Below are 16,840 nucleotides of genomic sequence, written 5' to 3' on the forward strand. Positions count from 1 at the left end.
TATGAAAAGTCTACTGCCGCTCAACAGCACGCAACTGGAACGGGCCATGGAGGCCGCGTTTTTCGAAAAGACGATTGTCCCACTGCGCGACCTCTACAACCCCGACACCTGCCCGGCGCATCTGCTGCCACATTTGGCGTGGGCGTGGTCGGTCGATCGCTGGGATTACCGGTGGTCTGAGGCGACCAAGCGCGCGGCCATCAAGGCGTCGTTCTACATCCACAAACACAAGGGCACGATCGGGGCGATCCGTCGCGTGGTCGAGCCACTGGGTTACCTGATCGAGATTGTCGAGTGGTTCCAGACCGTGCCCGAAGGTGTGCCGGGTACCTTCGCGCTGAAGGTTGGCGTGCTGGACACCGGCATCACCGAGGAAATGTATCAGGAGCTTGATCGCCTGATTGACGACGCCAAGCCCGTCAGTCGCCAGTTGGTCGGGTTGGCGATCAGTTTGGAAACCCAAGGCAATTTAGACATTGCCGTATCCCTCTACGACGGCGATGAAATCGACGTTTACCCACCCGTCATGCGTGACATCGAGGTCACCGGCAGCTTTGGCGTGGTCGGCCGCGAACACACCATAGACACCCTGGACGTTTATTATGATTGATGCGAATTCGCAGTTTTTTGCGATCCTCACGAACGTGGGGAGAGCCAAGCAGGCGAATGCTGACGCGCTTGGCATTGCCTGGAAGCTCACGGAAATGGGCGTTGGAGATGCCAACCCGGGCGGGTTGGCCGATCCGCCGAATCCGATCCCGTCGGCCGATCAGACCAAGCTGCTCAACGAGTGGCGGCGCAAGCCGTTGAATCAGCTACGGGTTGACCCTGTCAACTCGGCGGTGATCATCGCCGAGCAAATCATTCCGGCCGACGAGGGCGGTAAGTGGATCCGCGAAATCGGCCTCTACGACGCTGACGGGGATCTGGTGGCGGTGGCCAACTGTGCGCCGAGCTTCAAGCCGCTGCTGTCGCAAGGCTCCGGCCGCACGCAAGTAGTGCGGATGAACTTCGTGGTCAGCAGCACGGGCAACATCACGCTCAAGATTGATCCGGCGGTGGTGCTGGCGACCCGTGAGTGGGTGCTAGCGCAGATTCTGGAGGAATTAAGCAAGCTCGACATCAAGCAGTCGGTGCGCGCTGCCACCACGGCCAATATCAATCTGGTCGGTTTGCAGGTGGTGGACGGGGTTTCGCTGAACGCCGGCGACCGGGTGCTGGTGAAAGACCAAATAGCGGCCAAGGACAACGGCCCGTATGTGGTGGCGGTGGGTGCGTGGGTGCGGGCCAAGGATGCGGATAACAGCACCAAGGTGACGCCGAACCTGACGGTGGCGGTCGAGGTCGGCGCTACTCAGGCCGACACGATCTGGCAACTGGTGACGGATGGCACGATTGTCGTAGGCACCACCGCGCTGACGTTCAAGAACATCACGGACGGTTTCGCCCGGTTGTTCTCGCCGACGTTCTCCGGCAATCCAACGGCCCCCACGCCGGCGCAGTTCGATAGCAGCAAGTCGCTGGCGACAACTGAATTTCTAAAGCGTCGTGGTTTCGAGTACTCGGGCTTCACGACCAGCGATGCGAGCCTTGTGCTTTCGTCGTCGCACGTCGGCGGCCTGCACAGTTTCTCCAGCGCTACGCAGCTCACGGCGACCTTGCCACCGACAGCGGGTGTAGCGCAGGGCGCCACGATCACGCTGGCCAGTGCCGGTCCGGGCGGGTTGAAAATCGTGGGTTCGGGGAGTGACGTTGTCTATACGTCGACCGGCGTGGCCGGCCCGTTGGTGCTGGCCTTGGGCGACACGGCCGAATTCATCCGCCTGCAAGACCAGTGGCGCCTGGTTGGCGGCTCGGTGATGTTTCGCTTTGCGGGCACGATGGGCGGCGCGCACTTCACCACGCAACCGCAGTTCGATAACGGCAAGGCGTTGGCTACGACTGAATTTGTGCAGCGAGCGCAGGGGAATTTTAGCGGGCAAACGACCATTACCACGTCGGCCACTACGCTAACGCCTGCATTGGCTGGGCGCCGCATTGTCGGCGCTCTGGCTGGAACCTGGACGCTTCCGCTGTTGACCGCCAGTCCTGTCGGGTCGAAGTTTTACATTCAGAATTCGTCGAGTGGCGACATCGTGGTTAACCGGCAAGGGACGGATATTATCGTCGCCCTCGCCAAGACCGTGAACAGCGTCATTATCCCGGCGGGGTCGGCTGGTGTTCTGGTGTGCGGTGAAACCAATTGGGTGTTTGAGGAGGGGCCCGCCGCCCTGAAATACTCCACGGAGTTTGCATCGAGCATTTCCGGCTCGGGGTGGGCCAAAAATGCCAACGGCCTTATTGAGCAGTGGGGATCGGGCGTTACGGATGCAAACGGGTATGTATATGTCACGTTCCCTATTCCGTTCCCTAACGCGCCGCGCAACATTACGCCAATGCACGTCGGGTCATTGTGTTTGATGCACGCAGTTATGGGGGCGAATCTGGTGGCGTCCGGCTGTACGTTGCGCGTACAGAATCAGTCGGGGGCGGCTCAAGCGGGTTGGCAGGTCTATTGGCGGGCTATAGGGAACTAGAGATGAGCAGAGTTGTATTTTTCAGTCCGTCCATCTGTGGGGCTTATCGCCCCGAGATCCACGGTGCAGACATGCCGGCGGACGTGGTCGAGGTGTCGGAAAGTGTTTGGCAGGCGCTGCTCGATGAGTTGTCGGTCAGCCCCAAGAAAATGTCGTCACGACCCGATGGTCAGCCTGTGCTGATCGATCCGCCGCCGCTCGCTGCTGACGAACTGGCGGCGGTCGAGCGGGCTTGGCGTGACGCGCAGTTGGCCCTGTCCGATCCGCTGGTTTCCCGGCATCGCGACGAGCTGGAAGAAAGCGGCGCAACTTCGCTCACGGCCGAGCAATACGCTGAGCTTCAGGCCTATCGCCGGCAGTTGCGCGACTGGCCGCAAGGCTCGCAATTCCCGCTCTCCGAGCATCGACCGAGCGCACCGCTGTGGATGACCGGCCAGCTTCAATAGACGCCCCGCACTGACGGGGCGTTTTCTTTTCCGTTACGCGTAACGCACACCCTCACAGCCTCGCTTATGCGGGGCTTTTTCGTTTCTGGAGATTGGACTTTATGAGTTTCTTTCACGGCGTCACGACCACTGATGTCAAGACGGGGGCGCGCACCATCTCGCTGCCGTCGTCGTCGATTATCGGCCTGTGCGACACCTTTACCCCGGGCCAACTCGGCGGCGGTACGGCCAAGGCCGGCGAACTGAAGTTGATCACCACCGAGCGCGAAGCCATTGCCGCGTTCGGTGCCGACTCGGCCATCACCAAGGCCTGTCAGGCGATCTACGTCAAAGCCAAGGCGGTGATCGTCGCTATCGGCGTGCCAAAGCTGGAAGACGCCGCGCTGCAAACCTCAGCGATCATCGGCGGTGTCCTGGCCTCGGGTCAGCGTACCGGCCTGCAGGCGCTGCTTGATGGCAAAAGCCTGTTCAACGCCCAACCGCGTCTGTTAATCGCGCCGGGCCATACGGCGAATCAGGCGGTGGCCACGGCCATCGACAGCGTGGCGCAGAAACTGCGCGCTATCGGCATCATCGACGGCCCGGGCACCACCGATGAGGCCGCCATGGCCTACGCCGATAACTTCGGCAGTCGCAACCTGTTCATGGTCGACCCGGGCGTCAAGTATTGGGACACCGTCACCAGTTCGACGGTCGATGCGCCCGGCTCGGCTTGGGCAGCAGGCCTGTTTGCCTGGACGGATGCTGAATACGGTTTCTGGGCTTCGCCGTCGAACAAGGAGTTGACCGGCATCACCGGTACCGGTCGCGCGGTCGAGTACCTGGACGGCGACGAGACCTGCCGGGCCAACCTGCTCAACAACGCCAATATCACCACGATCATTCGCGACGACGGTTATCGCCTGTGGGGTAACCGCACGCTGTCGAGCGATCCGAAGTGGGCGTTCGTTACCCGCGTTCGCACGCTGTTCATCCTCATGGACGCGGTGCAGGCCGGGCACAAGTGGGCGGTTGACCGCTCAATCACCAAGACCTACGTGACCGATGTCACCAACGGTCTGGATGCGTTCATGCGCGACCTGAAAGCCCAGGGCGCAATCATCAACTTTGAAGTGTTTCCCGACACCGAATTGAACACGGCCAGCCAGATCGCCCAAGGCAAGGTGTATTGGCGTATCCGTTTCACCGATGTGCCGCCGGCAGAAAACCCGAATTTCCTTTTCGAAGTCACCGAACAGTGGATGACCGAAGTGCTTGAAGCAGCCTAAGGGGGCGTAGCAAATGATTCCTCAAACTTTGTACAACACGAACATGTTCGTCGACGGCGTAAATTTTGCCGGCGAAGTGCCGAGCATGACGCTGCCCAAGTTGACCACCAAAACTGACGAATACCGTGGCGGCGGCATGGCCGGCCCCATCGATATGGATCAGGGGCTTGAGAAAATGGAAGCCTCGTTTGTCACCAAGGGCGTGCGCCGCGAGTCGCTGAAGTACTTCGGCCTGGCTGACGGCACGGCGTTCAACGCCACGTTCCGAGGTGCCTTCAAGGGCCAAAAGGGCGCGGTGACAGCGGTCGTTGCCACTCTGCGCGGTCGCCTCAAAGAGGTCGATCTCGGTGACTGGAAAGCCGGTGATGCGGCCGAGATCAAACACGCGATTGCGGTCACCTACTACAAGCTCGAAATCGACGGACGCCTGATGTACGAAATCGACATGGTCGCCGGCGTCCAGATGATCGACGGCAAAGACCAACTGCTCGAAGTGCGCAACGCGCTCGGCCTGTAAGGAAGTTTCAGATGACTCAAGCAATCGCTAAAAACCTGCCGGCCTGGCTGTCGCTCAGTGCAGTCGGTGCCGTCGTAACGCTGACCCGTCCAAGCCAAGCCAATAGCATCGACGTCGAGACGTTGAACCTGCGCAACCCGACCGTGCGTGAGGTGCGGGCGGCCGACCGTGCCGCCAACGGCGACGACGAACAGCGCGAACTGATGCTGTTTGCCGGGCTGGCTGAGGTCGGACTGAAGGATCTGGAAGGCCTCAAACTGACCGACTATCGCCGCGTGCAGACGGCGTATTCGCACCTGGTGCCGAAAACCGATTATTCGGATTCGATGCCGGCATGGTTGTCGCTGACCACCGATCAGGTGCTGGTGACGCTGTCGTGTCCGAGTGAAATCAACGGCGTGACCGTCGACAAGCTGGCCTTGCGTTCGCCGACCGTGGGCGACGTGCGGGCGGCCAACCGTGAAGTGGGTGGCGACGATGAGCAGCGCGAGCTGGTGTTGTTTGCTGCGTTGTCCGGTGCGCCTGTCGCGGATCTGGAGGGGCTGAAGCTGGTGGATTTTAACCGCTTGCAGGCCGGCTATTTTCGCATGGACAACGACGACGGGCTTTAACCCCAGCGTTATCAAGTCGGCGGCGAAACGTCTGGCGGCGGAAACCGGATTTTCCGCCGCCGAGATCCAGTCGATGCCGTTCGCGGATATGGTGTGGTGGCTCACGGATTGAGCCGCCACCGGTAGTGCTGGGCACATGAGGGCCATGACATGGCAAACAAACTCGCCCTCGGGCTGGTGATCGGCGGTGCCGTCAGTTCCACGGTCGGCGCCGCGTTCAAGGACGTGACCGGGCGCATCAAGCGCCTCGAGGCAGAAGGCAACAAAGCGCGGGTGCTGCAGCGCACGATTGGCGACACCATCCGCCTGCGCGAGGAATGGAAAAAGGCTCACGACACCGGCGCTGCCGGCGCGTCCAAATTACTCAACCGTTTGAACTCGAACCTCGACAGCTTGAAAAAGCAGGGGATCGAGGTCGGGCGACTGGAAAAAGCCTATCGCTCGATGGGGCAGACGGCCAACAAAGCCGAGCTGAAAGCCAAAGGGCATCAGCAAATTGATTCTGGCGTACAGGGCATGAAAGGCGCCGTCGGTGCGGCGGTGGTCGGCGTCGGTGCCATGGCGGTACCGACCAAGGTCAGCGCTGATTTCGGCGCGATTGTGCGTGATATCGCGATCAAGGCCGGCATTGCCAACAAGCCGCAAGAGCAGGAGATGTCGCGCAAGATCATCGACACTTCACGCGACACCGGCATGGCGCGCAACGATGTGGCCGACGTGGTCAATCAGTTGGTCGGCGCCGGTATGGACTTGAGCAAGGCGCTGGAATACGCGCCTGTCGCGGCCAAGTTTGTCGTGGGGCAGGGATCCAGCGGTGTCGACACGGCGAAGATGATCAACGCCCTGGGGCAGAACGCCAAGATCACCGACCCCAAGCAGATGCAGCAGGCGCTGGAGGCGATCGCTTACCAAGGGCAGGCGGGCAGCTTTGAAGCGGCTGATATGGCCAAGTGGTTTCCCGAACTGTTGGCCAACATGGCCAGCAACGGTATCACCGGCCTGGATGCGGTGACGCAACTGGGTGCCATGTTGCAGGTGCAGATGAAGCAGGCCGGCAGTTCGGATGAAGCGGCCAACAACCTGAAAAACTGGATGGGCAAAATCGGCTCGGGCGATACGGTCAAGGCTTACGAAAAGGCCGGTATCGACTACAAGGGGTCGATGCAGACCGGTTTGCAGAACGGCATGTCGACGCTTGAGACCAGTATGGCGCTGGCTCAGAAATACATTCAGGCGACCGATCCGAAGCGTGCGGCGAAAATGGCCGAGGCCACGGCAAAAATCAGCGAGCAAGCCGATCCTGAAAAGGCCAAGGCCATGATGGCCTCGCTGGAAGAATCCTTGCGCACCGGCGACCTGTTCGCCGACATGCAGGTCAAGGCCGCTCTGTCGGCCTACATGCAGAACAAGGCGCTATACAGCCAGCTCAAAAACGATTCGCGTGAAGCGACCGGGATCCTCGACAAGAACCTCGCCGAGCGGCGTGAGTCGTCATCGCAGAAATGGGCGGAAATGGCCCAGTCGATGGATGACGCCATGCGTAGCATCGGTGATGCGCTGCGCCCGGTGACGGACACTGTGGCCGAGTCGTTGACCAAGGTTACTAAAGGCATTACGTCGCTGACGGATAGCGCGCCCGGGGTAGTTGCCGGTATCGCCACGGTCGGGGCGGGGCTGATCGCCTTAAAAGGTATCTTCAGCACGATCAAAATCAGCAAGGGGCTACTTAACCTTGCACGCGGTTCGCGCGGTGGCAGTAGAGAAAGAGACGCCGGCAATCAAAAGCCCGGAGAACTTGATCTGGTAGCGACTGGCCTGGATGTTGTTTCGCGGGTGAAGGAAGCGGCAACGGGCGGCGGCCTTGGCACTGAAACTGGCGCAGGTAACGACGGCGTCAAAAAGGTTTTCGTCGTCAATGCCGGTGCTATGGGTGGCGGTGTGGATGTGTCGGGCGAATCGCGCCGACGTGGACGTGGGTCAAGGCGCAGCGCTCGGCGTCGGTCGTTGCCGAGTTCGAGAGGGCCTCGCCCGTCTGTGCCTCGTCCACCTGTTCCGGTTTCACGTCCATCTGTTCCGGCTCCGCGTCCACCTGTTTCGATCCCGACGCCATCAGCCCCTGCCGTTCCAAGTGGGGTGCTGTCAAAGCTCGGCGTCGTTGCAGAATCCGTCGGTAAGGTCGGCAAGGCGGCCAAGGTCATTCCTGGCGGCACGCTGCTGGAGTCCGGTGCGATGGCTTTTGAAACCTTTCAAAACGCCAAGACCAAGGACGAAAAAGCCGAAGGCTACGGTGCGGCCGCCGGCAATCTGGCCGGCACCATGGCCGGTGCAGCAGCTGGTGCCGCCATTGGTTCGGTGGTGCCCATCATCGGCACGGCTATTGGTGGCCTGATTGGTGCTTACCTCGGCAGTCAGGGCGGCGCGGCGCTGGGCGGATCCCTGGGTAAATCGCTGTTCGGTGGCGAGGATGAAAAGCCCGAACAGACGGCAAAGGCACCGGTGCCAACCACGCCGCTCATGATGGCGTCAGCGGGCCAGCAAGGACCGGCGCTGGGGGATGTCGCGCGCTCTATGGCGGTGACGGCGCCGCTCAAATCGGCGGCGGCGATCCAGCCCAAGGAGCCAGAAAAACCGGTGCCGGCCAAGGTGGACCAGCAGTTTCAGTACTCGCTGAGCATGCCGGTCACGGTGCAGGGTGATGTCAAGGACCCGCAAACCTTGGCGCAGGACCTGATGCCGCACATGCAGCGAATGATGGCGGATGCGGCAAAGAGTAACGCCGCCAAGCTGTACGACGAACCCCATGTCTAAGGAGGTTTCATGGCTTACATGGAGCAGATGCAATCGAGCCTGAAGTACCTGGTCGAGGCAGCGGAAACCGGACGGCGCAGTGCTGACGGCATGTTGACCCCGGTCAACGGTGCGATCCGCGAACTGACCGGCGCCGCGTCCGAGCTGGAGAACATCCCGTTTGTTGGTCCGGCCATCGGCGCCAAACTTCAGCGGGTGATGCGCGGCGTCGACGCAGCCCAGGCCAAGGTTGGTCAAGTGGTCGCGGTCTACGGCCGCGCCACCCGGGCGGCGGCTGAAGTGCAGGATCGGCTGGGCACGTTGAAGGAGCAGGCCGGCAAGGCAGCCACGGCGATCAACAACGTCGCCGGCAAGGTCAGTCCGTCGCTGGCCAACATCGTGCCCACCAGTTCCTTTGCCGTGGAGGCCACGCCGGCACCGGAGGCGGTGAAGCCGTTCCCACATCTGATGATCATTCAGCCGCGCGATCCGAAGATTGAGCCGTATTACTTCAATCTGGACACGGCAGCTTTCGACGAGCTGAGCCGTTCGACCGAATTCCGCTGGGCTTCGCAGGAGCGGCTGACGCGCCGGCCGGCGAAGCAGGCCATCGGTATGGGCGATGAAAAGTTGACGCTCAAGGGCACCATCTATCCGGGCTTCAAAGGCGGTTTAAAGCAGCTCGACACGCTGCGTTCCATCGGGGCCAGGCTGCAGCCGCTGACCCTGACTACGGGCTATGGCGAGGTGATCGGGACGTGGTGCCTGAAAAACATCAACGAGGAACAGTCCGCACTGCTGCACGGCGGGATTGCCCGCAAACAGGGTTTTACTTTGGAGTTTGAGCGTTATGGCGACGATATGCAGGACGTCTGACGGCGACATGCTCGATGTCATTTGCAACGACGTTTACGGCCATCTGAATGGCAGCGTGGAGGCCGTGTTCGATGCCAATCAGGGGCTGGCCGATGAGCCTCAGCCTTTCCGGTTGGGCGTGATCATCGTCCTGCCGGATCTGCCCAGTCCGACCAATGAAGGCGTTAGTTTGTGGGATTGACCTGGGGCGATGCCTTCGCCGGCGCCGCGTCGCGTTACGCGTAACGCCACCTTGTTTTTCTGGCCCGCCTTGTGCGGGTTTTTTATTGGAAAAAACCATGACTCCGATGTTTCGAATTGTCGCCGATGGGGCCGACGTCACGGCGAAGATCAATGATCGGCTGTTGTTGCTGCGCACCTCTGACAAGCCGGGCATGGAGTCCGACGAGTTTGAGTTGCGTATCGACGACCGTGATGGGCAAGTGCAATTGCCACGGCGTGGCAGCTCAATCGAGATCTACCTGGGCTATGCCGAAACGACCTTGACGCGTATGGGCAGTTACACCGTCGACACGGTCGAGGTGTCAGGCCCGCCGGACACGATCGTGATCAAGGGCAAGGCCAGCGACGTACGTGGCAGTGGCAAGACCATTCGTAGCGGAAGCTGGGAAGGCGTGCCGTTGTCGAAGATCGTGGCTGACGTGGCCGCGCGCAATGGCTGGACGCCGGTGTGTCCGGTGTCGACCAAGGTCGCCCGGGTCGACCAGCTCAACGAGTCCGATTTTAATTTCATCACCCGTCTAGCCAAGCAATACGACTGCACGGCCAAGGTTGCCGACGGCAAGCTGTTGGTGATGCCGCGCCAAGGTGGCCAGACGGCCAGCGGCAAAGCATTTGGCGCTATCACGCTGACCCGCAGTGACCTTAGCCGCTGGCAATTCAGTCTCGGCGATCGCAATTCGCACAAGGCGGTGGCCACCAAGCATCAGGACAAAAAGAACGGCAAGCTCGCGGTGGTTACCATCGACAACGATGACGCTCCGGACGGATTGCCGGCAGTGCATACCGACCGCCATATCTACCCAGACAAGGGCGCTGCTGAAGCGGCGGCCAAGGCCCGTTTGTCAGCGTTCAACCGCTCGACCGCCGATGTGCGGCTTGAAATGCCCGGCCGGACGGACATCTTCGCCGAGCGTCCGATCATCGCTCAGGGTTTCAAGGTCGGGCTTGATGGCGAATACCTGGCGGATTCGGTTGAGCAGGTATTCACCCAGTCCGGCTGGTCCACCACGGTCGAATGCAATGCCGGCAAAGCCGGTAAATCCAAGGGCAAGAAAAAGAAAGGGCCAAAACCACCACTCAAGGTTGTGAACATCGAGAAGCAGTAACCACATCCCATCGCCGCCTTAGTGCGGCTTTTTTATGTCTGGAGTTTGTATGGCTATCAGTCAGCAGCAGTTGCTGCAGATCCTCCCCAACGCCCGCCCAGTCGCGGGCGTTTTTGTACCTGTCCTGAATACAGCAATGCAACGCTACCAAATCGTCGGTAGAAAGCGTGTTGCCGCGTTCATCGCCCAGCTCGGCCATGAATCTGGACAGCTGCGCTACGTTCGTGAGATCTGGGGACCGACCCCGGCTCAAGCGAAATACGAGGGGCGCGCAGATCTGGGCAATACCCAACCCGGTGATGGTTCGAAATATCGTGGCCGGGGTCTGATCCAGATTACCGGCCGGGCGAACTATGCCGCTTGTGGCGAGGCGTTGGGCCTTAACCTGATCACTCAGCCGGAGCTGCTGGAACTGCCCCAGTATGCCGCCATGTCAGCAGCGTGGTTCTGGAAGCAGAATGGGCTGAACGATCTGGCTGACCGAGACCAGTTCAACACCATCACTCGCCGTATTAATGGCGGTCTGAATGGTTTACAGGATCGACTGGAGATTTGGTCGCGTGCGCAGGCGGTGCTGGTGTGATCGCCGTCCCGTGGAAAACAGTTGTTGTGCTGGCGCTGGTACTGATCGGCGCTGGCAGTGCCTGGCAGTTTCAGGACTGGCGGTACGGGCGGCAACTGGCCGAGCAGGCGCGGTTGAACGCCGAAACCCTCAATCAACTGACTCAGGCCGCCGCCGCCACGCAGCAGGCTGAGCAAGTTAAGCGGCTGGCGCTCGAGCAGCGGCTGTCGGCCAGCGAGCAAACCTACTTTAGGAAAATGACTGATGCCCAACGTGACCAAGATCACCTGCGCAATCGCCTTGCCACTGCTGATGTCCGCCTGTCAGTCCTCCTCGACGCAACCAAAGGCTTTGGGATGCCAGCCGCCTCCGGCGCCGGCGGCGTGGATCATGCAGCAGTACGCGCCCGACTTGACCCAGCGCATGCTCAAAGAATTATCGCCATCACCGACACCGGCGACCGGGGATTGATCGCGCTGCATGCGTGTCAGGACTACATCAACGCATTGAGTCGGCAGTAGGGCCTCAACTCAAAAGCTGTTGATTTGCGATGTGCCGAAACCGCCGAGTGGTCGGAGTTGGAGATTATTAAATGTCAAGTATCAGTTTTTTTGCATCGACAATAAGTTTTGGTGACAAATACATATTAATTGACTCCATGCTGACGGAGCCATTCGGCCCAAACCCAAAACCTGACGATATTGACTCGATTCTTATAATTGAATGTAGTTCGTTATTAGCCATTGCCCGTACTTTCTTGATAATCGAGTTTTCAATGTTTTCTAATTTCAAGCAGAGCTCTTGCCTCGTTGGATCTAAGCGTTCGCAACTTTCAATTAGTCCTTTTAGCTCTTTTGCTGGGAGTAAAAGCTTAATCGCTGTTGCTATATTTGCACCTAGGTTGTGTGTATACTCAAAATCAATTAGCTTTTCTGCCAGTTTGTTGAAATCTGTTTTTAGTTTTCCTCTACCGCCTACCGCAGATTGTAGTGATTTGAATGCGAATTCAAGCTGGCTCGCTTGATTGCCCGATATGGCATTTAGATTATTCAGAGGTGAAGGCAGAGTGCTTGGTGAAGCTCCTGAATGGCATATCGGAAGCAAAGGGATTTCATTTTTTTCTTCGTTTATGTTAATCAGGTTTCTTATCCATATCGCTCCGAGCTCAAAGTTTATCCAGTTTCGCTTAACGGATGTGTTACTTATTAAATATATTGCTGCTACGCAGTTGGTTAATCCATTTTCTATTTTTTTTAGAAAGTTTGCACCAGCTGGAATGCTGGTTCCATCTGATGAAACAAAAACATCAACAAAGCCGCTGAACTCTTCTACTATCGCTTGCTGTATGATAAGTGCAAGTGCTTTTTCTTCGTGTATGTGTGAGAGGAAAATCATCTTCTGTGACATGTTATGTGCTCATGTTTAGGCGTTGTGGGTTGTAGCATCAATTTGAGAGCGTAACAGTCTTTCAAGTCGGAGCCTATCATGAGATTTAATGATCTAAAAAGACCTAACACTTCATCCGTTTTTACGTGCTCAACGATTTTAATCTTCCAAAGGTGTCGGTCTGCCCACCTTTCTACGGCATCGAAAAAACTTTGTGCAATCCTTGGTCAGTGCGGGGCCATCCCTGGCGGACCGTATCGGCGTGCAGGAACTAGCATTCTTTATTTGAAAGAGCGAGCTAGAAAGTCGGCGCTGCGTTGTACCGTTCAAAGGATTGCTCCCCGGTCGAGTTGATCAGGGCGTTCGGCATGCTCAGCGCTGCAACGATGTCGTGAATGCCGCTACACTGGGAGAGTCGTCCGCACATTGCCCGTTTCTCGCATCGATCTATCAGCGTAGACCTAATGGCGCTGTCTTCGTCACAAAACCTTTTCCGGCGCAGGCCTGGCAATCATCGCGCGCATCAAAGCGATCAAGGCAGGCAGTGCAAATGCGGAAAGCTGCCGACTCAATGTGAGGCCGCACCTTTTCGAAGCGCGCAGATCTCGTTCCTCCTGCGCGACTTGCGCAGCATCTATAAGCGCTCGATAGGCGTCAGCGTCAGAGAGAGAGTGGTAGGTGATGCCGGCGATCATTCGTTCGGTCTCGACCAACTGATACTGGCGCCCATTCATTTCCAGCACCAAGCCTGTAATCCGTCCAATCTTTCGGGAAAGTCCCAAGGTTAGCCTCACACCATCGGCGTCAGAGTAGACCTTTCCGTCGTAGGCGGAGGAAGCGCCGCGCGGCTCATCACTTTTGAAGTTGAAGATTGACCGGCTGATAGTGCCCAGCAGATTGCCGTTATCGATCTGAACGACATCATAGGTCGATGCGCCACGGTAGTGTCCGAGCGAGTTCTGCATCTCCTCGACGGCGTGCCAGTAAGCGGCGTCTGCCATTTCGTTCATGTCGAACTGCTCAAGCCGGTCGATCAAGCCCTCACCGAGGAGCGTCGCTGTCATCTCGTGGAGGGTTTCCCGATGACCCTCTGGGTTCTGTAGACGGAAGTCGTGACCGTCGAGGGTCGCGCGCCATCTTTGGAGCCGTAGGGTTTTTGCTTCGTCGAAATTCATGCTGCGGGGTTCGCTGTACAAGTGCTGTATTTATGCACAGTAATCAAGATGGAGCAGGTGGGCGAGGTGGAGGCGACGAGCTGTCAGTCGGGCGTCATTAGAACTGCCAAGGTCATCTTGATGAACTCTTCGTTCTTGTCGATCGCCCAGAGGGCCCCGCGGACGTTATCGGCGACATCGGCCGACCCGCGCTGCTCTACCCAATTCGATAGCTCCATGATGGCGGCTTCGGGGGCGAGTTGGTTTTCGTTGATCTTGAAGAGTAGGGAAGGGAGTAGGTCTGAGTTGGGCATTTTGGTTTCCTTGATAGCCAAAGAACCAGCGTAGCATCGTGTTACATGAAGAGTGTTTTAACGATCGGCAGGATGCCGGAGAGGGGAAAGTTTTGTAACGCGTTGCAAAAAGTTTTGTAACGCTTCGAAAAAAGCCCCAAAAATCTGAGCCCCCAGAAACGACAAAGCCCTGAATAATCAGGGCTTTGTCATACATAAGATGGCGGAGGCGATGGGATTCGAACTCATGGACCTGTTACAGTCGACGGTTTTCAAGACCGTTGCCTTAAACCACTCGGCCACACCTCCGTTGCGTTGCGGGCGCCATAATACCTGAATGAAACACACTGTCAAACTCTGTGCATGGCTTGTTACAGAGCGTCTGTTATGATCTTTGCGACTGAACGTTTCAAACCAACAGGAGTGTCGCCATGCGCGAACAGGATTACGCAGTTCACAACAGCGTGCAGGCTGAGCAGCTAGAGGTTAGCCGCGTCCTGCGCAACACTTATGGCCTACTGGCACTCACCCTCGCATTCAGCGGTGTGATGGCTTTCGTGGCCCAGCAGATGCGCGTCGGTTACCCGAACATTTTCGTGGTGCTGATCGGCTTTTACGGTCTGTTCTTCCTCACCAACAAGCTTCGTGATTCGGCCTGGGGCCTGGTGTCGGCGTTTGCCCTGACCGGTTTCATGGGGTTCCTGCTCGGCCCGATCCTCAACCGTTACCTGGGCATGCAGGGCGGTGCTGAAGTGGTCAGCTCCGCCTTCGCGATGACGGCACTGGTATTCGGTGGTCTGTCGGCCTACGTGCTGATCACCCGCAAGGACATGAGCTTCCTCGGTGGCTTCATCACCGCCGGTTTCTTCGTGTTGCTGGGTGCGACGCTGGCGAGCATGTTCTTCCAGATCAGCGGCCTGCAACTGGCGATCAGCGCAGGTTTCGTGCTGTTCTCGTCGGTGTGCATTCTGTTCCAGACCAGCGCCATCATCCACGGCGGCGAACGCAACTACATCATGGCGACCATCAGCCTGTATGTATCGATCTACAACCTGTTCATCAGCTTGTTGCAGATCTTCGGCATCATGAGCCGCGACGACTGATCGACTGAATCGGCGTTAACGAAAAACCCGCGAAAGCGGGTTTTTTGTTGCCTGCAAAAACGTGATCAGACGATCAATTGATGATCATGCTGCCATCGGTGTGTTGCTTGTAGATCGTGTAGGGCAGCAGCAAGGTATCGAGCACCCCCGAGACCGCCGCATCGACCAGCAGGCCGGGAGAAGCGTTCTTGTAGTTGAACGCATCGACGTCATCCGGTTTTTCTGCGTGCAGCATGCAAAAATCGTAAGTCGCGCCGCTGTAGATGCGCGGGACGGCACCACAGTAGGTTTTCTGGTTCTTCAGTTGATTCACGGAGACCCTGTCGCTGAACGCCACGGTCTGCACCGTCCCGCACCCCGCGAGCATCAGTGCTGTCAGCATCATTGCCTGCGTTTTCATATCGCCGTTCCTTAGCCGGAAAAACCACAATTTACACCGTACATGCTTGAAAAGTATTCAGGCCATCGGCGGCAACCGTCGCTTGACCGGTGTTTTCTTGACGATGGCCGTATTGGTCTCGGCCAGGGTATTGAGGCGGTCGAGCAGGGTGTCCAGTTGCTCCATCGACCGCACATGCAGACGGGCAATGAAGCAGTCCTCGCCGGTGACCTTGTCGCACTCGGTGAACTCGGGAATCGACAGGATCTGCCGTTCCACCTCCTGCAATTGCCCGGGTAACGGGCGCACCCGGACGATGGCCTGCAACTGGTAGCCGAAGCATTTCGGGTCGATCTCCACAGTGTAGCCCTTGAGCACGCCGCGCTCCTCCAGCCGGCGCAAGCGCTCGGCCACGCTCGGTGACGACAATCCGCTGATTTGTGCCAGGGCCTTGAGCGAGCGTCGGGAGTCTTCCATCAAGGCTCCGATCAGAATCTGGTCGATATCGTCGGTCATGCAAAAAAAACTCCCGCATTAGGTGAATGGCGAAAACCACCCTTGATAAAAAAGGCAGAAATCGAGTTTAGCCTGCCTTTTGCGCTGGAGAAGCCCCGATCTCGCTTGGCATACTTTTGCCACACATTAAGGAGATTGATGATGGAAAAAACAATCCGGCGCGGCTCATTCGAAATGACCGCTGCCATGCTGATATCCGGGACGATCGGCTGGTTCGTGCTGGTGTCCGGTCAACCGGTACTCGATGTGGTGTTCTGGCGCTGTGTATTCGGTTCCGGCACTTTGCTGCTGATTTGCGCCGCTTTCGGTTTCTTGCGCCCGGGCATTCTGACCCGCACCACGTTTCTGTTGGCGGTGCTCAGCGGCATGGCGATTGTTGGCAACTGGGTGCTGTTGTTCGCCTCGTATTCCCGGGCTTCGATCGCCATTGGCACGGCGGTGTACAACGTGCAGCCGTTCATGCTGGTGGGACTGGCCACCCTGTTTCTCGGCGAGAAAATCACCCTGCAAAAGCTGTTCTGGCTGGGGATTTCATTTATGGGAATGCTGGCCATCGTCAGTGCCCATGGCGGGCAAGGCGAGGGCGGGAATGATTACCTGATGGGGATCGCGCTGGCGCTGGGGGCGGCGTTTCTGTACGCCATTGCCGCGTTGATCATCAAGCACCTGACCGGCACTCCCCCGCACTTGATTGCGTTGATCCAGGTCTGCACCGGCGTGCTGCTGCTCGCGCCGTTCGCACATTTTTCAGCGCTGCCGCAGGCGCCCATTGCCTGGGCCAGCCTGGTGACGTTGGGCATCGTTCACACCGGTCTGATGTATGTATTGCTCTACGGCGCGATCCAGAAACTGCCGACGGCACTGACCGGCGCACTGTCGTTCATCTATCCGATTGCGGCGATTTTCGTCGACTGGTTCGCCTTCGGCCATCAACTGCAGACCCTGCAATGGATCGGCGTGGCGGCGATCCTGCTGGCCGCCGCCGGGATGCAACAGGGCTGGGGCTTCAAGTCGCGGCGTCTGGCGGCGCAGTAACGC

Annotated in this window: 19 protein-coding genes and 1 tRNA gene; 14 read left to right on the forward strand and 6 right to left on the reverse strand. The window is 58.4% G+C overall.

The features are described from left to right. Position 1 precedes the first annotated feature (1 nt). From NE357_RS13050 to NE357_RS13105, 12 genes are all read left to right on the forward strand, one after another. A complete protein-coding gene (locus NE357_RS13050; RefSeq protein ID WP_169430204.1) occupies positions 2 to 610 on the forward strand; it encodes a phage tail protein I in 609 nt (202 codons plus the stop codon). Next, positions 603 to 2,576 (forward strand): phage tail protein, encoded by a 1,974-nt coding sequence (locus NE357_RS13055; protein ID WP_169430205.1) that lies wholly within the window; start codon positions 603 to 605, stop codon positions 2,574 to 2,576. Before NE357_RS13050 ends, NE357_RS13055 begins: the two co-directional genes overlap by 8 nt. 2 nt (positions 2,577 to 2,578) lie before the next feature. Continuing rightward, positions 2,579 to 3,022: a phage tail assembly chaperone gene (locus NE357_RS13060; RefSeq protein ID WP_169430206.1), complete on the forward strand. Its 444-nt coding sequence runs from the start codon at positions 2,579 to 2,581 to the stop codon at positions 3,020 to 3,022. 101 nt (positions 3,023 to 3,123) lie between these two features. Next, entirely contained in the window at positions 3,124 to 4,290 is a 1,167-nt protein-coding gene (locus NE357_RS13065) for a phage tail sheath subtilisin-like domain-containing protein (RefSeq protein ID WP_169430207.1), read from the forward strand. A 13-nt stretch (positions 4,291 to 4,303) separates the two neighbouring features. Further along, positions 4,304 to 4,807 carry a phage major tail tube protein gene (locus NE357_RS13070; RefSeq protein ID WP_169430208.1) on the forward strand — a complete coding sequence of 168 codons (504 nt, stop codon included), beginning with the start codon at positions 4,304 to 4,306 and terminating at the stop codon, positions 4,805 to 4,807. Between the two features lie 11 nt (positions 4,808 to 4,818). After that, positions 4,819 to 5,418 carry a phage tail assembly protein gene (locus NE357_RS13075; RefSeq protein ID WP_142579942.1) on the forward strand — a complete coding sequence of 200 codons (600 nt, stop codon included), beginning with the start codon at positions 4,819 to 4,821 and terminating at the stop codon, positions 5,416 to 5,418. 150 nt (positions 5,419 to 5,568) lie between these two features. Beyond that, on the forward strand, positions 5,569 to 8,226 hold the full coding sequence (locus NE357_RS13080) for a phage tail tape measure protein (protein WP_169430209.1): 2,658 nt from the start codon (positions 5,569 to 5,571) through the stop codon (positions 8,224 to 8,226). 9 nt (positions 8,227 to 8,235) lie between these two features. Beyond that, positions 8,236 to 9,081, forward strand: coding sequence for a phage tail protein (locus tag NE357_RS13085; protein ID WP_108225745.1), 846 nt, complete (start codon positions 8,236 to 8,238; stop codon positions 9,079 to 9,081). After that, positions 9,056 to 9,262 (forward strand): tail protein X, encoded by a 207-nt coding sequence (locus NE357_RS13090; protein ID WP_169430210.1) that lies wholly within the window; start codon positions 9,056 to 9,058, stop codon positions 9,260 to 9,262. The genes NE357_RS13085 and NE357_RS13090 overlap by 26 nt, the downstream gene beginning before the upstream one ends. A gap of 97 nt (positions 9,263 to 9,359) precedes the next feature. Then, on the forward strand, positions 9,360 to 10,409 hold the full coding sequence (locus NE357_RS13095; RefSeq protein ID WP_123377009.1) for a phage late control D family protein: 1,050 nt from the start codon (positions 9,360 to 9,362) through the stop codon (positions 10,407 to 10,409). Positions 10,410 to 10,458: 49 nt separating this feature from the next. Beyond that, positions 10,459 to 10,992, forward strand: a complete 534-nt coding sequence (locus tag NE357_RS13100; RefSeq protein ID WP_169430211.1) for a glycoside hydrolase family 19 protein — start codon at positions 10,459 to 10,461, stop codon at positions 10,990 to 10,992. Further along, on the forward strand, positions 10,992 to 11,492 hold the full coding sequence (locus NE357_RS13105) for a lysis system i-spanin subunit Rz (RefSeq protein ID WP_169432633.1): 501 nt from the start codon (positions 10,992 to 10,994) through the stop codon (positions 11,490 to 11,492). Before NE357_RS13100 ends, NE357_RS13105 begins: the two co-directional genes overlap by 1 nt. Positions 11,493 to 11,559: 67 nt before the next feature. Here NE357_RS13105 and NE357_RS13110 read toward each other — a convergent pair whose 3' ends face one another. The 4 genes from NE357_RS13110 to NE357_RS13125 form a co-directional block, all read right to left on the reverse strand. Continuing rightward, the gene (locus tag NE357_RS13110) at positions 11,560 to 12,378 is read right to left on the reverse strand and encodes a toll/interleukin-1 receptor domain-containing protein (protein WP_169430212.1); all 819 of its coding nucleotides are present in this window, start codon (positions 12,376 to 12,378) and stop codon (positions 11,560 to 11,562) included. Positions 12,379 to 12,836: 458 nt separating this feature from the next. Continuing rightward, positions 12,837 to 13,532 carry a hypothetical protein gene (locus NE357_RS13115; protein WP_249314422.1) on the reverse strand — a complete coding sequence of 232 codons (696 nt, stop codon included), beginning with the start codon at positions 13,530 to 13,532 and terminating at the stop codon, positions 12,837 to 12,839. A gap of 83 nt (positions 13,533 to 13,615) precedes the next feature. Next, positions 13,616 to 13,825, reverse strand: coding sequence for a hypothetical protein (locus NE357_RS13120; RefSeq protein WP_169430213.1), 210 nt, complete (start codon positions 13,823 to 13,825; stop codon positions 13,616 to 13,618). Positions 13,826 to 14,025: 200 nt separating this feature from the next. Then, positions 14,026 to 14,113, reverse strand: a tRNA-Ser gene (locus NE357_RS13125). 122 nt (positions 14,114 to 14,235) lie between these two features. Here NE357_RS13125 and NE357_RS13130 point away from each other — a divergent pair. Beyond that, positions 14,236 to 14,907: a Bax inhibitor-1/YccA family protein gene (locus NE357_RS13130; RefSeq protein ID WP_027613775.1), complete on the forward strand. Its 672-nt coding sequence runs from the start codon at positions 14,236 to 14,238 to the stop codon at positions 14,905 to 14,907. 73 nt (positions 14,908 to 14,980) lie between these two features. Here the strand turns inward: NE357_RS13130 and NE357_RS13135 are convergent, their stop codons facing one another. Further along, on the reverse strand, positions 14,981 to 15,307 hold the full coding sequence (locus NE357_RS13135) for a YceK/YidQ family lipoprotein (protein ID WP_169430214.1): 327 nt from the start codon (positions 15,305 to 15,307) through the stop codon (positions 14,981 to 14,983). Between the two features lie 57 nt (positions 15,308 to 15,364). Next, positions 15,365 to 15,802 (reverse strand): Lrp/AsnC family transcriptional regulator, encoded by a 438-nt coding sequence (locus NE357_RS13140; RefSeq protein WP_064381847.1) that lies wholly within the window; start codon positions 15,800 to 15,802, stop codon positions 15,365 to 15,367. A gap of 141 nt (positions 15,803 to 15,943) precedes the next feature. Between NE357_RS13140 and NE357_RS13145 the strand changes: the two genes are divergently transcribed. Then, positions 15,944 to 16,837 carry a DMT family transporter gene (locus NE357_RS13145; protein ID WP_169430215.1) on the forward strand — a complete coding sequence of 298 codons (894 nt, stop codon included), beginning with the start codon at positions 15,944 to 15,946 and terminating at the stop codon, positions 16,835 to 16,837. Positions 16,838 to 16,840: the final 3 nt, after the last annotated feature.

Source organism: Pseudomonas sp. G7(2022), from assembly GCF_052660475.1.

Bases quoted from the DNA above. Each gene is read 5' to 3' on its own strand.
- NE357_RS13050 (WP_169430204.1), top strand. From the start codon at position 2: ATGAAAAGTCTACTGCCGCTCAACAGCACGCAACTGGAACGGGCCATG.
- NE357_RS13055 (WP_169430205.1), top strand. From the start codon at position 603: ATGATTGATGCGAATTCGCAGTTTTTTGCGATCCTCACGAACGTGGGG.
- NE357_RS13060 (WP_169430206.1), top strand. From the start codon at position 2,579: ATGAGCAGAGTTGTATTTTTCAGTCCGTCCATCTGTGGGGCTTATCGC.
- NE357_RS13065 (WP_169430207.1), top strand. From the start codon at position 3,124: ATGAGTTTCTTTCACGGCGTCACGACCACTGATGTCAAGACGGGGGCG.
- NE357_RS13070 (WP_169430208.1), top strand. From the start codon at position 4,304: ATGATTCCTCAAACTTTGTACAACACGAACATGTTCGTCGACGGCGTA.
- NE357_RS13075 (WP_142579942.1), top strand. From the start codon at position 4,819: ATGACTCAAGCAATCGCTAAAAACCTGCCGGCCTGGCTGTCGCTCAGT.
- NE357_RS13080 (WP_169430209.1), top strand. From the start codon at position 5,569: ATGGCAAACAAACTCGCCCTCGGGCTGGTGATCGGCGGTGCCGTCAGT.
- NE357_RS13085 (WP_108225745.1), top strand. From the start codon at position 8,236: ATGGCTTACATGGAGCAGATGCAATCGAGCCTGAAGTACCTGGTCGAG.
- NE357_RS13090 (WP_169430210.1), top strand. From the start codon at position 9,056: ATGGCGACGATATGCAGGACGTCTGACGGCGACATGCTCGATGTCATT.
- NE357_RS13095 (WP_123377009.1), top strand. From the start codon at position 9,360: ATGACTCCGATGTTTCGAATTGTCGCCGATGGGGCCGACGTCACGGCG.
- NE357_RS13100 (WP_169430211.1), top strand. From the start codon at position 10,459: ATGGCTATCAGTCAGCAGCAGTTGCTGCAGATCCTCCCCAACGCCCGC.
- NE357_RS13110 (WP_169430212.1), bottom strand. From the start codon at position 12,378: ATGTCACAGAAGATGATTTTCCTCTCACACATACACGAAGAAAAAGCA.
- NE357_RS13115 (WP_249314422.1), bottom strand. From the start codon at position 13,532: ATGAATTTCGACGAAGCAAAAACCCTACGGCTCCAAAGATGGCGCGCG.
- NE357_RS13120 (WP_169430213.1), bottom strand. From the start codon at position 13,825: ATGCCCAACTCAGACCTACTCCCTTCCCTACTCTTCAAGATCAACGAA.
- NE357_RS13130 (WP_027613775.1), top strand. From the start codon at position 14,236: ATGCGCGAACAGGATTACGCAGTTCACAACAGCGTGCAGGCTGAGCAG.
- NE357_RS13135 (WP_169430214.1), bottom strand. From the start codon at position 15,307: ATGAAAACGCAGGCAATGATGCTGACAGCACTGATGCTCGCGGGGTGC.
- NE357_RS13140 (WP_064381847.1), bottom strand. From the start codon at position 15,802: ATGACCGACGATATCGACCAGATTCTGATCGGAGCCTTGATGGAAGAC.
- NE357_RS13145 (WP_169430215.1), top strand. From the start codon at position 15,944: ATGGAAAAAACAATCCGGCGCGGCTCATTCGAAATGACCGCTGCCATG.